10 protein-coding genes are annotated in these 15341 nt (G+C 51.6%); 6 read left to right on the top strand and 4 right to left on the bottom strand.

Annotated features, from left to right (window positions below; translation table 11 throughout):
- Positions 1 to 2175, top strand: a complete 2175-nt coding sequence (locus ACTJJJ_RS01315) for a hypothetical protein (protein WP_440701202.1) — start codon at positions 1 to 3, stop codon at positions 2173 to 2175.
- 145 nt (positions 2176 to 2320) lie between these two features.
- The gene (locus ACTJJJ_RS01310) at positions 2321 to 3340 is read left to right on the top strand and encodes a helix-turn-helix domain-containing protein (protein WP_440701201.1); all 1020 of its coding nucleotides are present in this window, start codon (positions 2321 to 2323) and stop codon (positions 3338 to 3340) included.
- Between the two features lie 29 nt (positions 3341 to 3369).
- Here ACTJJJ_RS01310 and ACTJJJ_RS01305 read toward each other — a convergent pair whose 3' ends face one another.
- Both ACTJJJ_RS01305 and ACTJJJ_RS01300 read right to left on the bottom strand, forming a co-directional pair.
- Entirely contained in the window at positions 3370 to 3909 is a 540-nt protein-coding gene (locus ACTJJJ_RS01305; RefSeq protein ID WP_188931501.1) for a hypothetical protein, read from the bottom strand.
- Positions 3910 to 4009: 100 nt separating this feature from the next.
- Complete coding sequence (locus ACTJJJ_RS01300) at positions 4010 to 4510, bottom strand: DUF1569 domain-containing protein (protein WP_440701200.1); 501 nt, start codon at positions 4508 to 4510, stop codon at positions 4010 to 4012.
- A 134-nt stretch (positions 4511 to 4644) separates the two neighbouring features.
- Here ACTJJJ_RS01300 and ACTJJJ_RS01295 point away from each other — a divergent pair, with 134 nt between their 5' ends.
- The 4 genes from ACTJJJ_RS01295 to ACTJJJ_RS01280 all read left to right on the top strand — a co-directional run bounded on the left by ACTJJJ_RS01295 (position 4645) and on the right by ACTJJJ_RS01280 (position 10336).
- Positions 4645 to 5649 carry a GlxA family transcriptional regulator gene (locus ACTJJJ_RS01295; protein ID WP_440701199.1) on the top strand — a complete coding sequence of 335 codons (1005 nt, stop codon included), beginning with the start codon at positions 4645 to 4647 and terminating at the stop codon, positions 5647 to 5649.
- Positions 5650 to 5715: 66 nt separating this feature from the next.
- Positions 5716 to 6102, top strand: coding sequence for a BlaI/MecI/CopY family transcriptional regulator (locus tag ACTJJJ_RS01290; protein ID WP_188931504.1), 387 nt, complete (start codon positions 5716 to 5718; stop codon positions 6100 to 6102).
- 12 nt (positions 6103 to 6114) lie between these two features.
- Positions 6115 to 7791: a M56 family metallopeptidase gene (locus ACTJJJ_RS01285; protein ID WP_440701198.1), complete on the top strand. Its 1677-nt coding sequence runs from the start codon at positions 6115 to 6117 to the stop codon at positions 7789 to 7791.
- A gap of 97 nt (positions 7792 to 7888) precedes the next feature.
- Positions 7889 to 10336: a TonB-dependent receptor domain-containing protein gene (locus ACTJJJ_RS01280; RefSeq protein WP_440701197.1), complete on the top strand. Its 2448-nt coding sequence runs from the start codon at positions 7889 to 7891 to the stop codon at positions 10334 to 10336.
- Positions 10337 to 10463: 127 nt separating this feature from the next.
- Here the strand turns inward: ACTJJJ_RS01280 and ACTJJJ_RS01275 are convergent, their stop codons facing one another.
- Positions 10464 to 13460 (bottom strand): ThuA domain-containing protein, encoded by a 2997-nt coding sequence (locus ACTJJJ_RS01275; protein ID WP_440701196.1) that lies wholly within the window; start codon positions 13458 to 13460, stop codon positions 10464 to 10466.
- On the bottom strand, positions 13457 to 15340 hold the full coding sequence (locus ACTJJJ_RS01270; protein WP_440701195.1) for a glycoside hydrolase family 97 catalytic domain-containing protein: 1884 nt from the start codon (positions 15338 to 15340) through the stop codon (positions 13457 to 13459). The genes ACTJJJ_RS01275 and ACTJJJ_RS01270 overlap by 4 nt, the downstream gene beginning before the upstream one ends.
- Between the last annotated feature and the right edge of the window lies 1 nt (position 15341).

The raw sequence follows: 15341 nt of genomic DNA, 5'->3' as shown, positions 1-15341 counted from the left end.
ATGCTTGTTCGTACCTGCCGTGCCTTTCTTCTGTGCTTGCCATTCATTTATGCAAATGTCGGCCGTGCGCAAACCGGGTTGCAAAAACTGAGCGGCGACCTGGCCCAAAAATTCACTACCGCAGACACGCTGTTCAGAGAGCCGTATATCGATGCCGATGAATGGCGCGACAAGCCGGTGCGCCACCGGTACGTGCACGGTGGGTTCAAAGGAACAGGCGCCAGATTCTCCTTCTACTTTCCCCCAAAAGAGCAGTACCTGGGCCGCTTTTTCCAATACATTACACCTTTTCCCGACAGTGAGACCCTGTCGCAGGGAGCTTCCGGCGAGGAGGACAAGATAGGTTTTTCCGTTACGCACGGCTCCTATTTCATTGAAACGAATGGCGGCGGGCGCGTAGACTTCGCCAAACCGGAGTCCAGAGACCCTACGATCGGGGCTTTCCGCGTGAATGCCGCGGCTGCGCAGTTTTCCAGGATCGTCGCGGCCCGGATTTATGGCGGCAGTCGCACGTACGGATATGCGTTCGGAGGCAGTGGTGGTGCCTACCGGACGGTCGGCAGCATCGAAAATACGGAGGGTGTTTGGGATGGTGTGGTACCTTATGTACTCGGCTCCCCGATGGCGATCCCCAACGTTTTCACCGTACGCATGCATGCCATGCGTGTGCTAAAAGACAAGTTTCCCCAGATTATCGATGCGCTGGAACCAGGCGGCAGCGGCAATATGTATGCCGGCCTGAACGACGAGGAAAAGCAAGCCCTGGAAGAAGTTACCCGCATGGGTTTTCCACCGAAGGCCTGGTTTGGCTATCTGCGCATGGGCATTCATGGCTTTTTGGTGCTCTACCAGGGGGTAGTCGGGGCAGATAAAAGCTATTTCGAAAATGATTTCTGGAAAACGCCCGGGTATTTGGGGGCTAATCCGCCTGTTTCTTTACTCAAAGCCCGCATTCAGCAGCCCGCCAAGATCAAAGAGGGTATTTCCGTTGATCAGGCGGTGCGTTTGGGGTTAACACAGCCAGTCTCGCCTTCCGAGCGGGGAACGGCCGACGCGGCCTGGAAAGCCATTGGTGGAGCGCAGGGCGCAATGCCCGTTGCATTTCAGCTCACGGATATGCTGCCCGATGTGGATTTTCTGGGCGGCGACCTGCTCATCAAAAGTGGCGCGGCGGCAGGCAAAGCGTTGCAGATCACCAAAATTGCCGGAGATAAAGTAGTGCTGGGCCCTGCCGACGCCGCAGTGCTTGCGCAGGTAAAACCAGGGGATGAAGTACAGGTAGATAACTCCAATTTTCTGGCGGTCCAAACCTATCACCGCCACCAAACCCCGGGTAATGAATATAAAGTTTACGACTATTTCCGCGATCAGGACGGCAAACCCGTTTACCCGCAGCGGCCCATGCTGCTGGGACCTATGTTCACACGCGGAGCCGCAGGCGTACTGCCTACGGGTAAGTTCAATGGTAAAATGATACTACTGGAGTCGCTATGGGACCGCGAGGCATTTCCATGGCAGGCCGACTGGTACCGTTCAAAGGTCCAGGCACACCTCGGCGACAAACTCGACGACAACTTCCGGCTCTGGTACACCGACCGCGCCCTGCATGGGGATGTGTCCATCGAAGACGACCCGACCCGTACTGTGGGCTATCTAGGCGTTTTACAACAGGCCCTGCTCGATCTCAGCGCGTGGGTCGAAAAAGGCGTAGCTCCCGCTGCAACAACGCGGTATAAAATCGAAAAAGGACAGGTAATCGTGCCGGAAACCGCCGATGAACGCAAAGGTATCCAGCCTGTTGTCACATTAAAGGCCAATGGCAACGAACGGGCCGAGGCGAATGCAGGCCAGGCAGTTACGTTTACGGCAGAAGTGGATGTACCTGAAAATATGGGCAAAGTCGTTGCCGCTGCGTGGAACTTCGAGGGATTACAGAAAGAGGTCGGCAAGCAGTCGGGATGGGATTTTGAAAAATCGGAAGCTTTCCCGGTAGCCGGCAGCTTCACGCCGGTTGACAAAAAGGGTTCCCGTGTTACTTTGAAAACAACTTACACATTCACAAAACCGGGCACTTACTTTCCAACGTTGCGGGTGGCTTCTCAAAGGCAGGGAAATGCTAAGACACCCTATACCCGCATCCAAAATCTGGGCCGGGTGCGGGTTGTGGTTAAATAGTACCCCGAATCAGCAATCGCGTCTCACCGCAACAGCAACCCGGTCGCACTCTTTTGTCGACAAATCCGGCTTTCTGTCGATGGAATAAGGTTTTCTTTCGCCATACCAGTTTTTTTGCTGCTTTAATCAGTACAGACAAACAGCGATGGCGACAACCCTTATCAACTCGGCCGATGTTTTCAATATTGATTCCTTCCCGAACCCGCAATTACTCCGGCCACGAACGGCTGGGGTGGGTGAAAGCGAATTCAGTACTTGCTATAATACGGCAGTGGGTACCCTGAAATTCAAAAGCCTGCTTTTCCCAGGCATGCATGTCATGAACCTGCATTGGCAGGTCGACAGGGACGTTAGTATCGTTGAAAACAGCCGTGCCGATACTGTGAACATCAATTTCCAGATGTCGGGGCACATGAACACCCGGTTTACGGGCATCCGCAGCGAGCTTGCGATGAAGCCCCGGAAGCATAACCTCATTTTTTCTCCCGAAGGCGGCTTTCAGAACGGCGTAAAGTCAGGCGAGCAAGTCGAAATGTTCCATATCAGTATGGGGAAGGGATACTTCTCCGATCTGATCGGTTGCGACGACTATTGGAGTGAATGTGCTCAGAATAATCTTTTAAAAGACAGGCCATTTGCGGGAAAGGACGTGAATCCGGATCTGACACCCCACATGCACAAGCTAATCCGGGATATCAAGCAATGCCAGGAATCGGGGGCAATGCGTAACCTGCTGATCCAGTCGAAGGTTTTGGAGCTTCTGGCATTGCAGATTGGCCAGATGCAGGACAGCCGGTCTGGCTCGCCCGGTCTGAGCGTGGCGGAAACAGGGCGCCTGCATGAGCTAAAAAATTACATGGAGTCGCATTTCCTCGAAGATTTCAGTTTGCCACACCTCAGCCGCATTTGCCTGCTCAATGATTTTAAGCTTAAAAAGGGATTTAAGGAACTGTTTGGCACAACGGTGTTTGCTTATTTGCGTAAGCTAAGAATGGATTTTGCGGGAAATTTGCTCCTGGATTCCCTCAAAAGCATCGAAGATATCTCGGAGATCCTGGGCTACGAACACCCCCAGCATTTCTCCACAGCTTTCAAACGCTACCATGGAACGACCCCTTCAAACTTCCGGTCATTTGCCACCTGCCGGTACACGGGTCGCCGGTAAAAAAACGGGCAGCGCCAATAATTGTCCCATCAACGCCAGCCCACCCCTACTCCCACACCCGCGTGTGAAGCGAGGTTATTAGGCAATAGCGGCGGGGTATAGCGTAGTTTTAGGATATAAATCCATCTTCGGGTCACGAAGTTAAAGCGAAAACCGGCCAGACCGGATGGCGTCAGAAGCCGCTGGTGGTCGGTCCTGCCATAAATGCCATTGTCGTATCGATCCACTAAAAAACCGCCTAGTCCTGCCTCAAAGTAACTTTCAATAAGGTAGTTCCCCGGTTGCGGAATGCAGGAATTACGTTTGTAAGGATTTAAAATAAAACAATGGGTCAATGCTGCAGAGAGTGTAGGACTACGGAACTCCTTCCTGTTAATGGCGCCAAGTCCCGCCTGCGCATTCCAGAATGACCTTTTGAGATAACCGAATGCCGCCTCGGCTGTAACGGCGCCTTTGGGTGTTATGCCATACAATTCGACACCAAATGCACCCCGTACCCGGGTATAATAAGGCTGCGCGGCGGCATACTGGGAAAAGAAGAACAGGATTATAAAATATCTCGGCAACACACAGACGGGCTTTGCCTTTTAACGGTTGAAGTATACTCGTAATTATATCAGGAGTTACATTTTACAGATCTTAATCCGGTTCAATATTTTGCCGTGCATGTCAGGGGTTAGCGGCAGTGGTTTTCCGGCTGGAATTTTCGGCCCGGTCAACGGCACCGAACTGCCGTAAATGGTGGTCAGAATGCTTGTAGGCGAATATCCCGATTTCGTCCCGCGTCATCTTGCCGAAAAAATCGTGAATGAAATCCGGGTTGGAAAAGTTCTTATATGCCGCGATGCGACCGATCCAGATTTTCTTTTGTAGTTCCAGGTCTCCATCCTGCTCTTTTACGATAAACGCCAGGCCCGCCGGGGCGTTTTTCTTAATCGGCCGGTCGTCTTTCACGGAGGCTTTCAAAACCATTTTACCAAAAATCAGTCCCAGAAATCCCTGTTTATACTTCGGCTTATGGACACCCAAAACCCATTCGTCCCAAATGGTGCAGTGCTTCGCCATTTGATACACATTCATTTTACCCCATTGCGCCGGATGGCTTTTTTCGAGCGACTGGATTCTTCTGATCAATTCTTCTCTGGTGGCTTCATCAAAGATCGTTTTCATAGTTTGTTTTTTGTTTTGGTTGATGATGTAAAATTACCGGGGCCCTCAGAGTTGTCCCGCGTGTAAAAATGACAATCAAGGGTGTATTTTGTGCCATCTTTGTGTTAGCTTGCTTTAAACAAACCCATTGATCGATGCGTACCAGACACATTTCGGTGATCGTGTATGAAGAAGTACTTTTGACGGCACTTTCCAGCACGGTGGCGTTGCTCACCGGAGCAAAAAAGGCGGTCGTCAGAAGCGGCAAACCGGCTCCGTTTGAAATCGAGCTGGTCGGCGTCGACCTTCATGATGTACAGTTACAGCTGCCTGTCCAATTTCATTGCGGGAAAACGATATCCGACGATTTTCAAACAGATGTGATCGTGGTACCTCCTATGAACACGGAAGATGTCGACATTGACAAGATGCTGTCGAAAAACCGTAAACTGACGCAATGGATGGCCGAAAAATACCATCGGAAAGCGCAGATCATCAGCCTTTGCACAGGCTCCTATTTTGTCGCCGAATGCGGTTTGCTGAACGGCATGCCGGCTACATCACACTGGGGCGCAATCGACGACATGCGCAAGAGGTACCCGCTTGTCAATTTCAGGCCCGAAAAGGTCATCACCCAGTCGGAGGCGATCATTACGGGCGGCGGGGGCTTTTCGGCGTTGAATGCGGTGTTGTATTTTATCGAAAAGAACTGCGGGAAAGAAACCGCCATTACCCTGAGCAAGTACTATGCCCTCGATTACGGCCGGACCTCCCAGAGCATCTTTACGATATTCTCCGGACACCGCGGCCACAAAGACGAAGATATCCACCGCGCGCAAACCTATATCGAAGACGAATTCAAGACAGACATTTCGGTTGACCAGATTGCCGGACGCGTAAATATGAGCAAGCGGAATTTTATACGTCGTTTTAAAAGCGCAACTTCCCTGAACCCGATCGAATACATCCAGCGGATAAAGATCGAGGCCGCCAAGAAATCCCTCGAAGCGGGCGAATCAAACATCGCCTATGTTACCTACGAGGTCGGTTACAACGACTTGAAAACCTTCCGGACCATATTCAAACGAATTACAGGCCTGACCCCCATCGAATACCGGAACCGGTACAATACGGAGACATTGCTGACCTATTCAAATTAATTACACCTACTACTTGCATCGTACGATTAAAATCGTACCTTTGCCATGTACTTAATTTTCATAGCCATGAGTTCCGAAAAAACCGAACCGACGAAAGCCGAGCTCGATATCCTGACAATCCTCTGGAAACACGGCCCGTCCACCGTCCGTGCTGTTCACGACCAGCTGAATTCATTTAAGGAAGTGAATTACACCACGACCCTCAAACAAATGCAATTGATGGCCGAAAAAGGTATGCTATCGCGTGACGAGCGCAGCATGAAGCATATTTATGAAGCCGTTGAAGAGGAGCAAAAAACGAAAAGCCTCCTGCTCGACCGCTTTGTGGACCATTTGTACGGCGGCTCGGCCAGTAACCTGGTCATGCAATTGTTGGACAACAAAAAAACCTCCAAAGCAGAGCTGGACGAAATCCGGGCAGTTTTGGACCAATTGGAAAAAGGAAATTCCTAAATCAAACCAGCCATGAAAAATCTTCTTACTTCCGAAACCACCTACGCCCTGATCCGGCAGATCGGGGTTGCACTTGGCCATTCGCTCTGGATTGGCGCTGTTGCTTCACTTCTGGCGGCAGCCGTCGTCGTCTGCACGCGCCGCAGCCGTCCGGAGATCCGCTATAACTTGCTGACCGCCCTGCTTTTGCTGTTCATCTTGGCCACCGGCGTTGCGTTTTTTCAATCGGGCCCCTCGTTGCCGGGCGGCGTACCGGCCCGCGGCTTTTCGGCCGCCGGCATTGCAAATGAGCCAATGGTTTCCGGTCAAATACCATCCCAAAGGCAAAGTATTGTCAGCATTGCAGCGGACTTTTTAACCCGGAACATCTACACGATCACGCTGGCCTGGCTTGTCATTGTAGTTGCCAAAATCACCGGCCTCATGCTCGGGCTTTACCGTTTGTACCAGCTTAAAACGCAGCAGATTTACAGCATAGGCAGCCATTGGGAGCAGCGTGTGGGCGAGTTTGCCAAAGCCATGAGCATAACGCAGCCCGTGAAGCTATTTCAGTCCGGCCTGGTGAAAGTCCCGACCGTGCTGGGCCATTTCAAACCGGTGATACTCGTCCCGCTGGGCGTGATCGCCTCCATTCCGGCAGATCAGATCGAAATGGTGCTGCTGCATGAACTCGCCCATATCCGTCGTCTGGACTTTTTCGTCAATTTCCTGCAACGGCTTACCGAGTTGCTGTTTTTCTTCAACCCGGGCATTCTCTGGATTTCCGGGCTCATTCGCGAAGAGCGGGAAAATTGCTGCGATGACATGGCCCTGCGGCATTCGGGGAACCAGACGACCTATATTCGTGCCCTGCTTGCGTTTCGCGAATACCAGCTGGGCGAAAACGTATATGAACTAGCGTTCTCCGGGAAAAGTGGCATTGTACAACGCGCCAAACGCATCGCCTCACGCACGAACTCGACATTGGGAGCGGCCGAAAAAACGATACTGCTCATGGCCATGTTCGCATTCTTCACATTTTCAGTCCTTTTTGCTCAGTCCGGTGGCCGGCAGTCCGGTGGCCGACAGTCCGGTGGCCGGCAATCCGGAAATACGCAAATAGTACCGCAAAAGGGCAATGTAAAGCAAGCAGGACGTTCAGGGAAAACTAAAGTCAATGCCAGCTCTCCACAAAATGAGACTGACGCACAACCAAACAACGCTCAAAATCAAAGCATTAACAGTCTGAACACAGCGAATAAACAAGGACTCCAAAATCCCGTACAGCATGCACAGCGCCGGAATGTGACATCAGCGGATACGCTCCAACCACTGCAAAAACCGATCGCCCCTCTCTATCAGCCTGTGGCTCCCCTCTATGCCGATTCTTCCGGCGGCGTACGGCTGGCCCCTGTGCAATGGCAGCCTTATCAGCAGAAATATAAAATGCAGCCGCTGCAAACCTATAAGCACGAATATCAGCCCAATCCGATTCGCATCAAGCGCCAGGCGATCAACGAGAAAATCATGGACGCGATCGAACAGCAGGGAGTCGCGATTTCCAGGAACGAGATCGATTTCAGGATTACCAATAAAGAACTGATCGTCAATGGTATCAGGCAGCCGGAAGCAGTTCACAAAAACGTGCTCGACGCGGTGCTTACCAACCCGGACGACGTCATCGACTTCACCTACGGAAGCCACCAATAGTTCAAAACAGTGCATTCATAACCAATAACTTACTTCCGGTAAGGCAGACAAACTACGGCTCTGCCGGTCACAAAAACACTAACCTTAACATTACATCATGAAAACCAATGGCCGGGTGGGAACCACCCTTTGGATTGCCGTTGCCATGCTGGCGGCATTAGGGAATGCTTATGCCCAAATAAAAGGGAAAGTGGTAACGCAAGACAACAAGCCGCTGGAAGGTGCGGCCGTTACAATGCTTCAAGCCGCCGATTCGAGTCTGGTCCAAACAGTGCTTACCGCCCGGGACGGGACTTTTTCCGTTTCCGGCCTGCAAAAGGGCACCTATTTCACGTCTGTCGCGATGCTGGGTTTTAAAAATTTCACCGGCGGCAAGTTTGACCTCGCCGACGGAAAGCCGGATATCGATTTGGGGACCATTACGTTGAGCGTCGCCGACATCCGGCTCCACGAGGTGAAAGTGACCGGGCAGAAGAACTTCGTGGAATACCAGATCGACCGCACGGTACTCAACGTCGATGCGCTGATTTCGAATGCAGGTGCCAATGTGCTGGAAGTACTGGAAAAAGCTCCCGGCGTAATGGTCGATCAGAGCGGCAGCATCAGCCTTAAGGGCCAGCCGGGCGTACTGGTGTTGATCGATAACCGCCCCACGTACCTCTCTCCGGCCGCATTGGCAGCCTACCTGCGGTCATTGCCTGCCAACTCAGTTGAGAAAATCGAGCTGATCACAAATCCTCCCGCTCGCTATGACGCAGCCGGGAGCGCGGGGATCATTCATATTAAAATGCGTAAAAACAAGGTCCATGGCCTGAATGGCAGCATTACGCTCAGTCCGGCAAGATCTAGGTACTGGCGACATAATGAAAACATCAACCTCAATTACCGGAGCAACCGCATTAATTTCTTTACCAATGCCAGCTTCAACAGCACCGATCAGTGGCGCCGGCTCGATATCCGGCGAAGGTATTATGGCGAAAATGATGTATTACGGTCATCGTTCGACCAAACCACGCTTTTTTACCCCAAAAGCAGGACCTCCAACCTGAAAGCCGGTATCGATTTTTATGCCAATGAAAAGACTACCTGGGGCCTCGTGTACACAGGCGCATTCACACGCTCGCGCGAGCGGCGGCCTGTAAGTAGCTCGGTCAGGAACGCTACCGGCGATATCGATTCGGTCATACGCGCCGACAACAGCGACAAAAACCGCTTCCGGCAGCATGGTATCAACCTTAATTTCAGCCATCAATACGACAGCACCGGAAAGTTACTGACCTTCGACCTCGATTATATCAGCTACCGCATCCGCGCCAGGCAGACATTCGTCAACGATTTCTTCGACGGCGATCAGAACTTCAAAAAGCGGGAAAAAATTACCACCGACCTGCCTTCGTCGATTGCTATTTACTCAGCCAAAACCGATTACGAACATCCGCTGCGAAAGGGAAAACTCGGAAGCGGATTTAAAACAAGTCTTGTCCTAACCGACAATGCGGCCAATTACTTTATGCATCAGGGCGAAAACGTATCGACGGATTATGACAAAACCAACCGCTTTCGTTATTCCGAAAATATCAATGCGGCCTATCTGAATTTCAGCCGCGAGTTCAAAAGGCTCTCGTTGCAAACCGGCCTCCGGGCAGAAAACACGAATAGTTATGGTCACCAGCTGGGCAATGCAGTCAAGCCCGATTCGTCGTTTTCCCTGCATTATACCAGTCTCTTCCCTACCCTTTTCCTGAGTTACAAACTCGACACCAACCAGACGCACCTGAATTTCTCCTATGGCCGCAGGATTGGCCGTCCCTATTATCAGGACTTGAACCCATTCGTTTTTTTGCTGGACAAATTTTCCTACTTCGCCGGTAATCCCTACCTGAAACCTGAGCTGGGCAACAGGTTCCAGCTTTCACTCAACTATAAGCGCCGGTTCAACCTGTCGTTACTTTACAATTACACCCGGAATATGCATGGTGAAGTAATCGAGCAGGCCGGGAACATTTTCATCAGCAGAACGGGCAACATCAGCAGGTTGATCTGGGGTGGTATCACATTGTCGGCGCAGCTTAAAGCCGGCAGTTGGTGGACCTGCAACTTTTACGCCGAACTGATCCGCAACAACTTCCGGGGCATGCCCGGCGATCCTAGCCGCACGACCGGCTCAACCTATGGCTACATTAGTCCGAACAATCAGTTTCTATTCAAAAACGGGTGGAGCGCCGAACTGAGCGGGTTCTATATCACCAGAAGCCAGAGCGCGCAGTTCGATAAGAACGACCTGTTTCTTGTCAATACAGCCGTTCAGAAAAAAGTTATGAAGGATAAGGGTATAGTCAAGCTGTCGCTTCGGGACATTTTCAGCTCGCTCGAACCGAATGGCCGCATTCTCAACATTCCCAATGCCCAGGCGACGTATTATAACGATGCCGACACACGGGTGCTCGTGGCATCCTTCACCTACAATTTTGCCAAAGGCGCTTCCGGGAAGCAAAAACGCAATGTAGGTGGCTCGGGAAGCGAAGAGCAGCGGGTAAAGAACTAGAAAGGCTAAGTTGTCACTTAGAGTAATTTGCTAAATATTAGCGCTTTACACTAAAATGACCCTTTAAATGTTCTGATTGCCTTTGCTACTTAGCTAAACCCGAAACGAACACGAAGCTCGTTCAAATCTACTTTCGGTTGAGCGTTGGGCTATTGTTCTTTATCGACCACGCTATCCCCTGTCGCAGCAATTGCCTGTAATTGGGGTTTCCAAATGCCTCCGGCCCGTGACCGAGTTGTATGAAAAGTACCTCGCTCCGGCCAAAGGGATTGGTCCAGGCAATGTATTTCGAACTTCCCGGGTGCGTTGTGCTCAGGAGAGGCCGGATCGTTGGCTGGGTCCCAAAGTTCCCGTATACTTCGTCAAAAATCTCAAAATCCGAGAGTCCCGTGGTCACAGGATGCGCCCGGTTTTCAATTTTAACCGGGATCACAACATCATGTTGGTAACTGGATTTCAACGTATCGCCATCGACTAACGTAGCCTTTGCGTAATACTTGCCGCCGATAATTTGCTGGAACGTATCCCAATTTTGATAGGAAACCAACGCATGATGCAGGAAGATCATCGCCTTGCCTTTTTGCAGCTGCTGCAAATAGGCCTGTTTTTGCGACGCCGTAATCGAGTCGTTCATGTCATAAAAAACCAGGGCGTCGTATTTGTCAACCGCAGGCGAGGCGATGAGCTCGTTGGCTTTCGGCTGTTCTATTTTGTCGTAACTGAAATTGCCTAATGAATCCATCATATTGTAAAATGGTACCTTTTTGAATCCATGGCCTCCGGTGATGATGAGCAAATGAGGTTTATGCGTAAAGATCTTAACCATCTCCAACCGCTCTCCCCGCCCGGTAGGAAAAGAGAATGTGCTGCCGGTCAGCCGTTCCGCTTTCCAGCCATTTCGTAACAGCTGTACGGCATGTCCCGGCCAGGGATTTTCGATGAGACAGAGCCTCCCGGCTTCACTCAGGAGCTTGACATATTTAATTTCCCCTCGCTCCAAACGGCTGCTTACTAAGAAAGCCCCATAGGCCCGGAGCTGGTCAAAACTGGCATCTTTGGTTTTGTTCCAGTTCGGGAATATCCTGACGACCCCTTCATAACTTTGCATCATCATTTCGTTGATCGTCAGCGGAACTGCCGCCAGCGTCTCGATCCCGCCGCCTTCCGCCGTAATCCAAAGATTGGGCAGCGACTGCCTTTTGATGCGGTCGGTGAGCTGCCGCATGATTTCATCCGCATCATACCCAACCCTGACGGCAGCCGGAATACAGGTTTCGATCCCGTTGCCAAGGGTATTCGCCCATTCGCCCGGAGCTTTCATTTTGTCTTTCCAACGGCTTACGTCGCCCAGCAGGACCTGATTGAATGCGGAGTCGGTTTTAGGCCCGCACACGCCTGCGGGCAGCAGTAAGCCGTGTATCGAAACCCTGGCCAGGCCCTCAACCCGGTTTTGTGCCGGAGATGGGCTGGATTCTACGCCTTTAAGGCTCGGGTGACCATCAACCTCGACTACGGTAAATTGGCTCATATGTGTCACAATATGTTCCCACTTTTGCACTCTTTCCTCATCGACCTTTAGAAACTTGCTTACGTCGATAATGCCTTTGAAAAGCATTTTTACCAATCCCACCGATAATGTGGAATTAAAATCACCTAAAAGCTGCCGCCATTGCCCCTTATTTTTCAGGTTCGGCATCACCTCATTATAGTGATCCATGTGAATGACGTAGCGGCCGTTTTCAAACTTCAGATAATCCTCCCAGAAGTTGGCGCATTCGCGCATGTATGGGTACACCTTACGTGCGTAGGCAGCATCATAGGTGCTGTAAAAGCGCATGAGCATATTTCCGACGCTGAATACCGCGTTGATTTTTTGTCCCAGAAACTTGTAACCTCCGTCAATCGTATTTTCACGGGAGGCATACCGCTTCTCCATTTCATCGGGGGTCAATGGCCAGCGGGTCGTAACTAGCCCCATTGGGCCGATCCCGACCGGATAATAGATACCGCCGATGCCTAGAAGCTCCTTTGCATGCCGCTTCCCGCTTTCCATGTAATCGAGCAGGGGCTTGTCAAAATTGTCGGTCTCGTCGATATGGTTCGACGAATAGGCAGCCCAATAAGGTGCCTGGTAGTTGTAATTCAGATGGTAGTCCCCGCCCCACGCAGCAGAATCTTTGGTTATAAATGGCCCCCAAATACCCGGCGCAAACTTATTTCCCCGCGAGGTCGCGCCGAAAAGGTATTGAGAAGCATAGTAATATTTTTCCAAAAACGGGTCCCCTATTTGCACCGTCGACTGCTTCCAAAACCGCTCCCACCAGGTATAATGGTCCTTCCGCAACTGGTTTACAGTCGCTGGCGTCGTGGCCTTCGCTACCGATATCGTCTTTTGTTTCCAAGTTTTGGAGTCGAAATTGGTATACATCGTTACCACCATTGTCACCTTGCTGTTGGGCTTCAATGCGATAGCTCCATGCTCATCGGGCTTTGCTCCCAGCACTTTAACGGCCATCGCCACGTGCGATGGCCATGCAAGCAAGGGCGTATTTTCAAAAGAGCGCGTTACCCAATAGGTGCCTGCGTCCACACCCTTTGCATTGACGGAAGTATTCCCTTCCGCCGCTTTTAGGGCAAAATTCATAGAGCAGGCCTTGTCGGACCCGAGTTCTATAACAACCGTGTTAGCCGTTGCGGATACCCAGGTTTTAACCCAAACAGAAAGACTATCCTTCGTAAACCTTGCAGCGATCTCGGCTTTGTCCTGTATTTGCTCCGCATAATAGTCTGCGCCGGAAAGTGCCGGAATGCGCATTTCCAACCAACCGGGTAATGCAATTCCACCGCCGGGATAAACAGGATATGCCCGCCAGAAATCGTTTTTCCCCAGGTAAAACAGCAGTTTATCCGGCTTGCCACCGAGCGTCAGGCCAATGTCCCCATTTCCCGCCAATGGCCCATCCGGCGTTTTAGCTGTCGGCACCTTGCCTGGCGGGCTCGTAAAGACGGCCCTATAGCGTCCGGCATATATTTCCTGGGCATTCACCTCTTGCAGAAAACAAAGCAGGATAGCCATCAACAGGCAGGCTCCTTGGATAGTTATTGTCCGAAAAATATGATTCATGGGCGATCGAATTTTGCGATGAATCCACCGCCTTCGGCGAGGTTCAGCCGTATGGTACCGTTTTTATCGTAGTTCCCTTTTCCAAGCTCCACAGCCGCGGGGTTTCCGTCCACGTCCCTTACTTCCGAAGCGCCAAAAGTGCCTTCGCCCAGAAAAGCCAGCGGAATCTCAAAGCTCCTCGGCATTGCCCCATTCATCACAGCCAGAAACCAGCTCTTTCCGCTCCGACGCGCGTACACGGCTGCCTCCCCGATCGCAGAGCCGGATAGCACGATCGTCTCATCCCACACGGACGGAATGCTTTTGATCATCCCTGCGGCGGGGTTGGTCAGCAAATGCTCGGGGCTGGCAGAGTAGGTAAGCAACGGGGCCGAGAAAATGGCGGCGCTGGCGATCTGGTGCGTCCAGGTCGTGTTTTTCCGGCGCTCGCCGAAGTGTACGGGCGTGTATTCCGCATGGCCCGTTGCAAACCGGGTAAACGGCAATGTTACATTATGCCCGGCCCTGTCTTTCAGTTTACTGGCTTCCATTCCCTTCACTGCCTCGCGGGTCAGTTCATTGGGCCAGGTACGTTCCTGGCCGGTCGGTTTGTTGGCTCCGTGAAAATCCACCATGATTTTCAGTTCCGCGGTTTCCCTGAGGATCGATTGGTACAAATCGATTTCCTCTTTTGCTTCATGGTCGAAGAAATCGATTTTCAAGCCGCTAACGCCCAGTTCATGACAATGCTTGAAAAACGCCTGACGTGTTTTCGCCTCCCTGAGGTTTTTTGAATGCTCCCACAACCAGATGTGAACACCTTTTTCGCGGGAATAATCGACGAGGGATTTCAGGTCGCCATCCGACCATTTTTTCCAGAAACCTTCCAGTATATTATGCTTGAAACCGAGCTCGGATGCCTGCCGGGAGTATTCCTTCATCGTTTCCAGCGTGCCTTCTCCTCCGCCGTCAAGGTACTTCCACACTGCCGCCCCCGGCTGAATCCAGTCGGTTTTGATACCCTGAGGGAACAGCTTTTTGTCCGGTGGCGGGCAAAGGTTATGTACGAGGTCGTTGTTTACCAATGCATTCAGCCCGTTGGCGATCATGACCACCCGCCACGGGGTAGTGATGGTGCCCGTGACGGCGGCAGGTTGCGAAAGCCTGAGCACATCCTCAGCGCTGTATCGCAGCTTAAACGGGTAGGAAGTGGGCTGGCTTTGCGGCAACCTTAAAACCATACCCCGGCTACCGTCCGTTTGCAGGGCCATCCCGCCATAGTTTTTGAGGTCGGCCTCGGTCACCGACAGATAAATCTCACTGCCGGGTAACCGGAATGTAACAGATGGAGCGGCCCATTGCCCTGCTTTTACGGTATCCATGTTTTTCCGGGCATATTCGCCTTCATAATGCATATTCAGGTCGTGGAACCAGGCGGTAGTGCCAACGGGCAATCTGAAAACGGTAGATTCGTCCGGAATCCGTTTTACGTCCGATTTGCCCGGAACGATCAGCCGGAATGACGCGCCATTGTTGAACACCCGTACATCGAGCGTGTAATGCAATCCGCCGCTGTTAATGCTGATTTTCGAGCCGTTGGAATGGCTCCTGGCAACAGAGTGGGCTCCGTACCAGGGATATTCTTCGTTCAGCTGATAGCTGTCTGCTTTACCAATCGTCACCTTACCGGTAATAGCCTTCGCATCCAGAGACATCCGAATGGGCGAAGCTTCTATCACGTCTCCATTTTCGTAGGAAATGCGGTAGAACAGGGAATCACTTTTCGTAAAAACATGAAACGAAATCTTGCTATCAGGGCTTTTCACGGCCAGTTGGTCTGCGGCCAATAGGCTGCCGGACGCTGAAAGTATCAGCACCATTAATCTTTTTATACCAAACATC

This window comes from Dyadobacter sp. 22481 (assembly GCF_052044875.1).
Classification (GTDB): domain Bacteria; phylum Bacteroidota; class Bacteroidia; order Cytophagales; family Spirosomataceae; genus Dyadobacter; species Dyadobacter endophyticus.
Note: the sequence above shows the minus strand (reverse complement) of the source record. Positions and strands in the feature narration are given on the sequence as shown.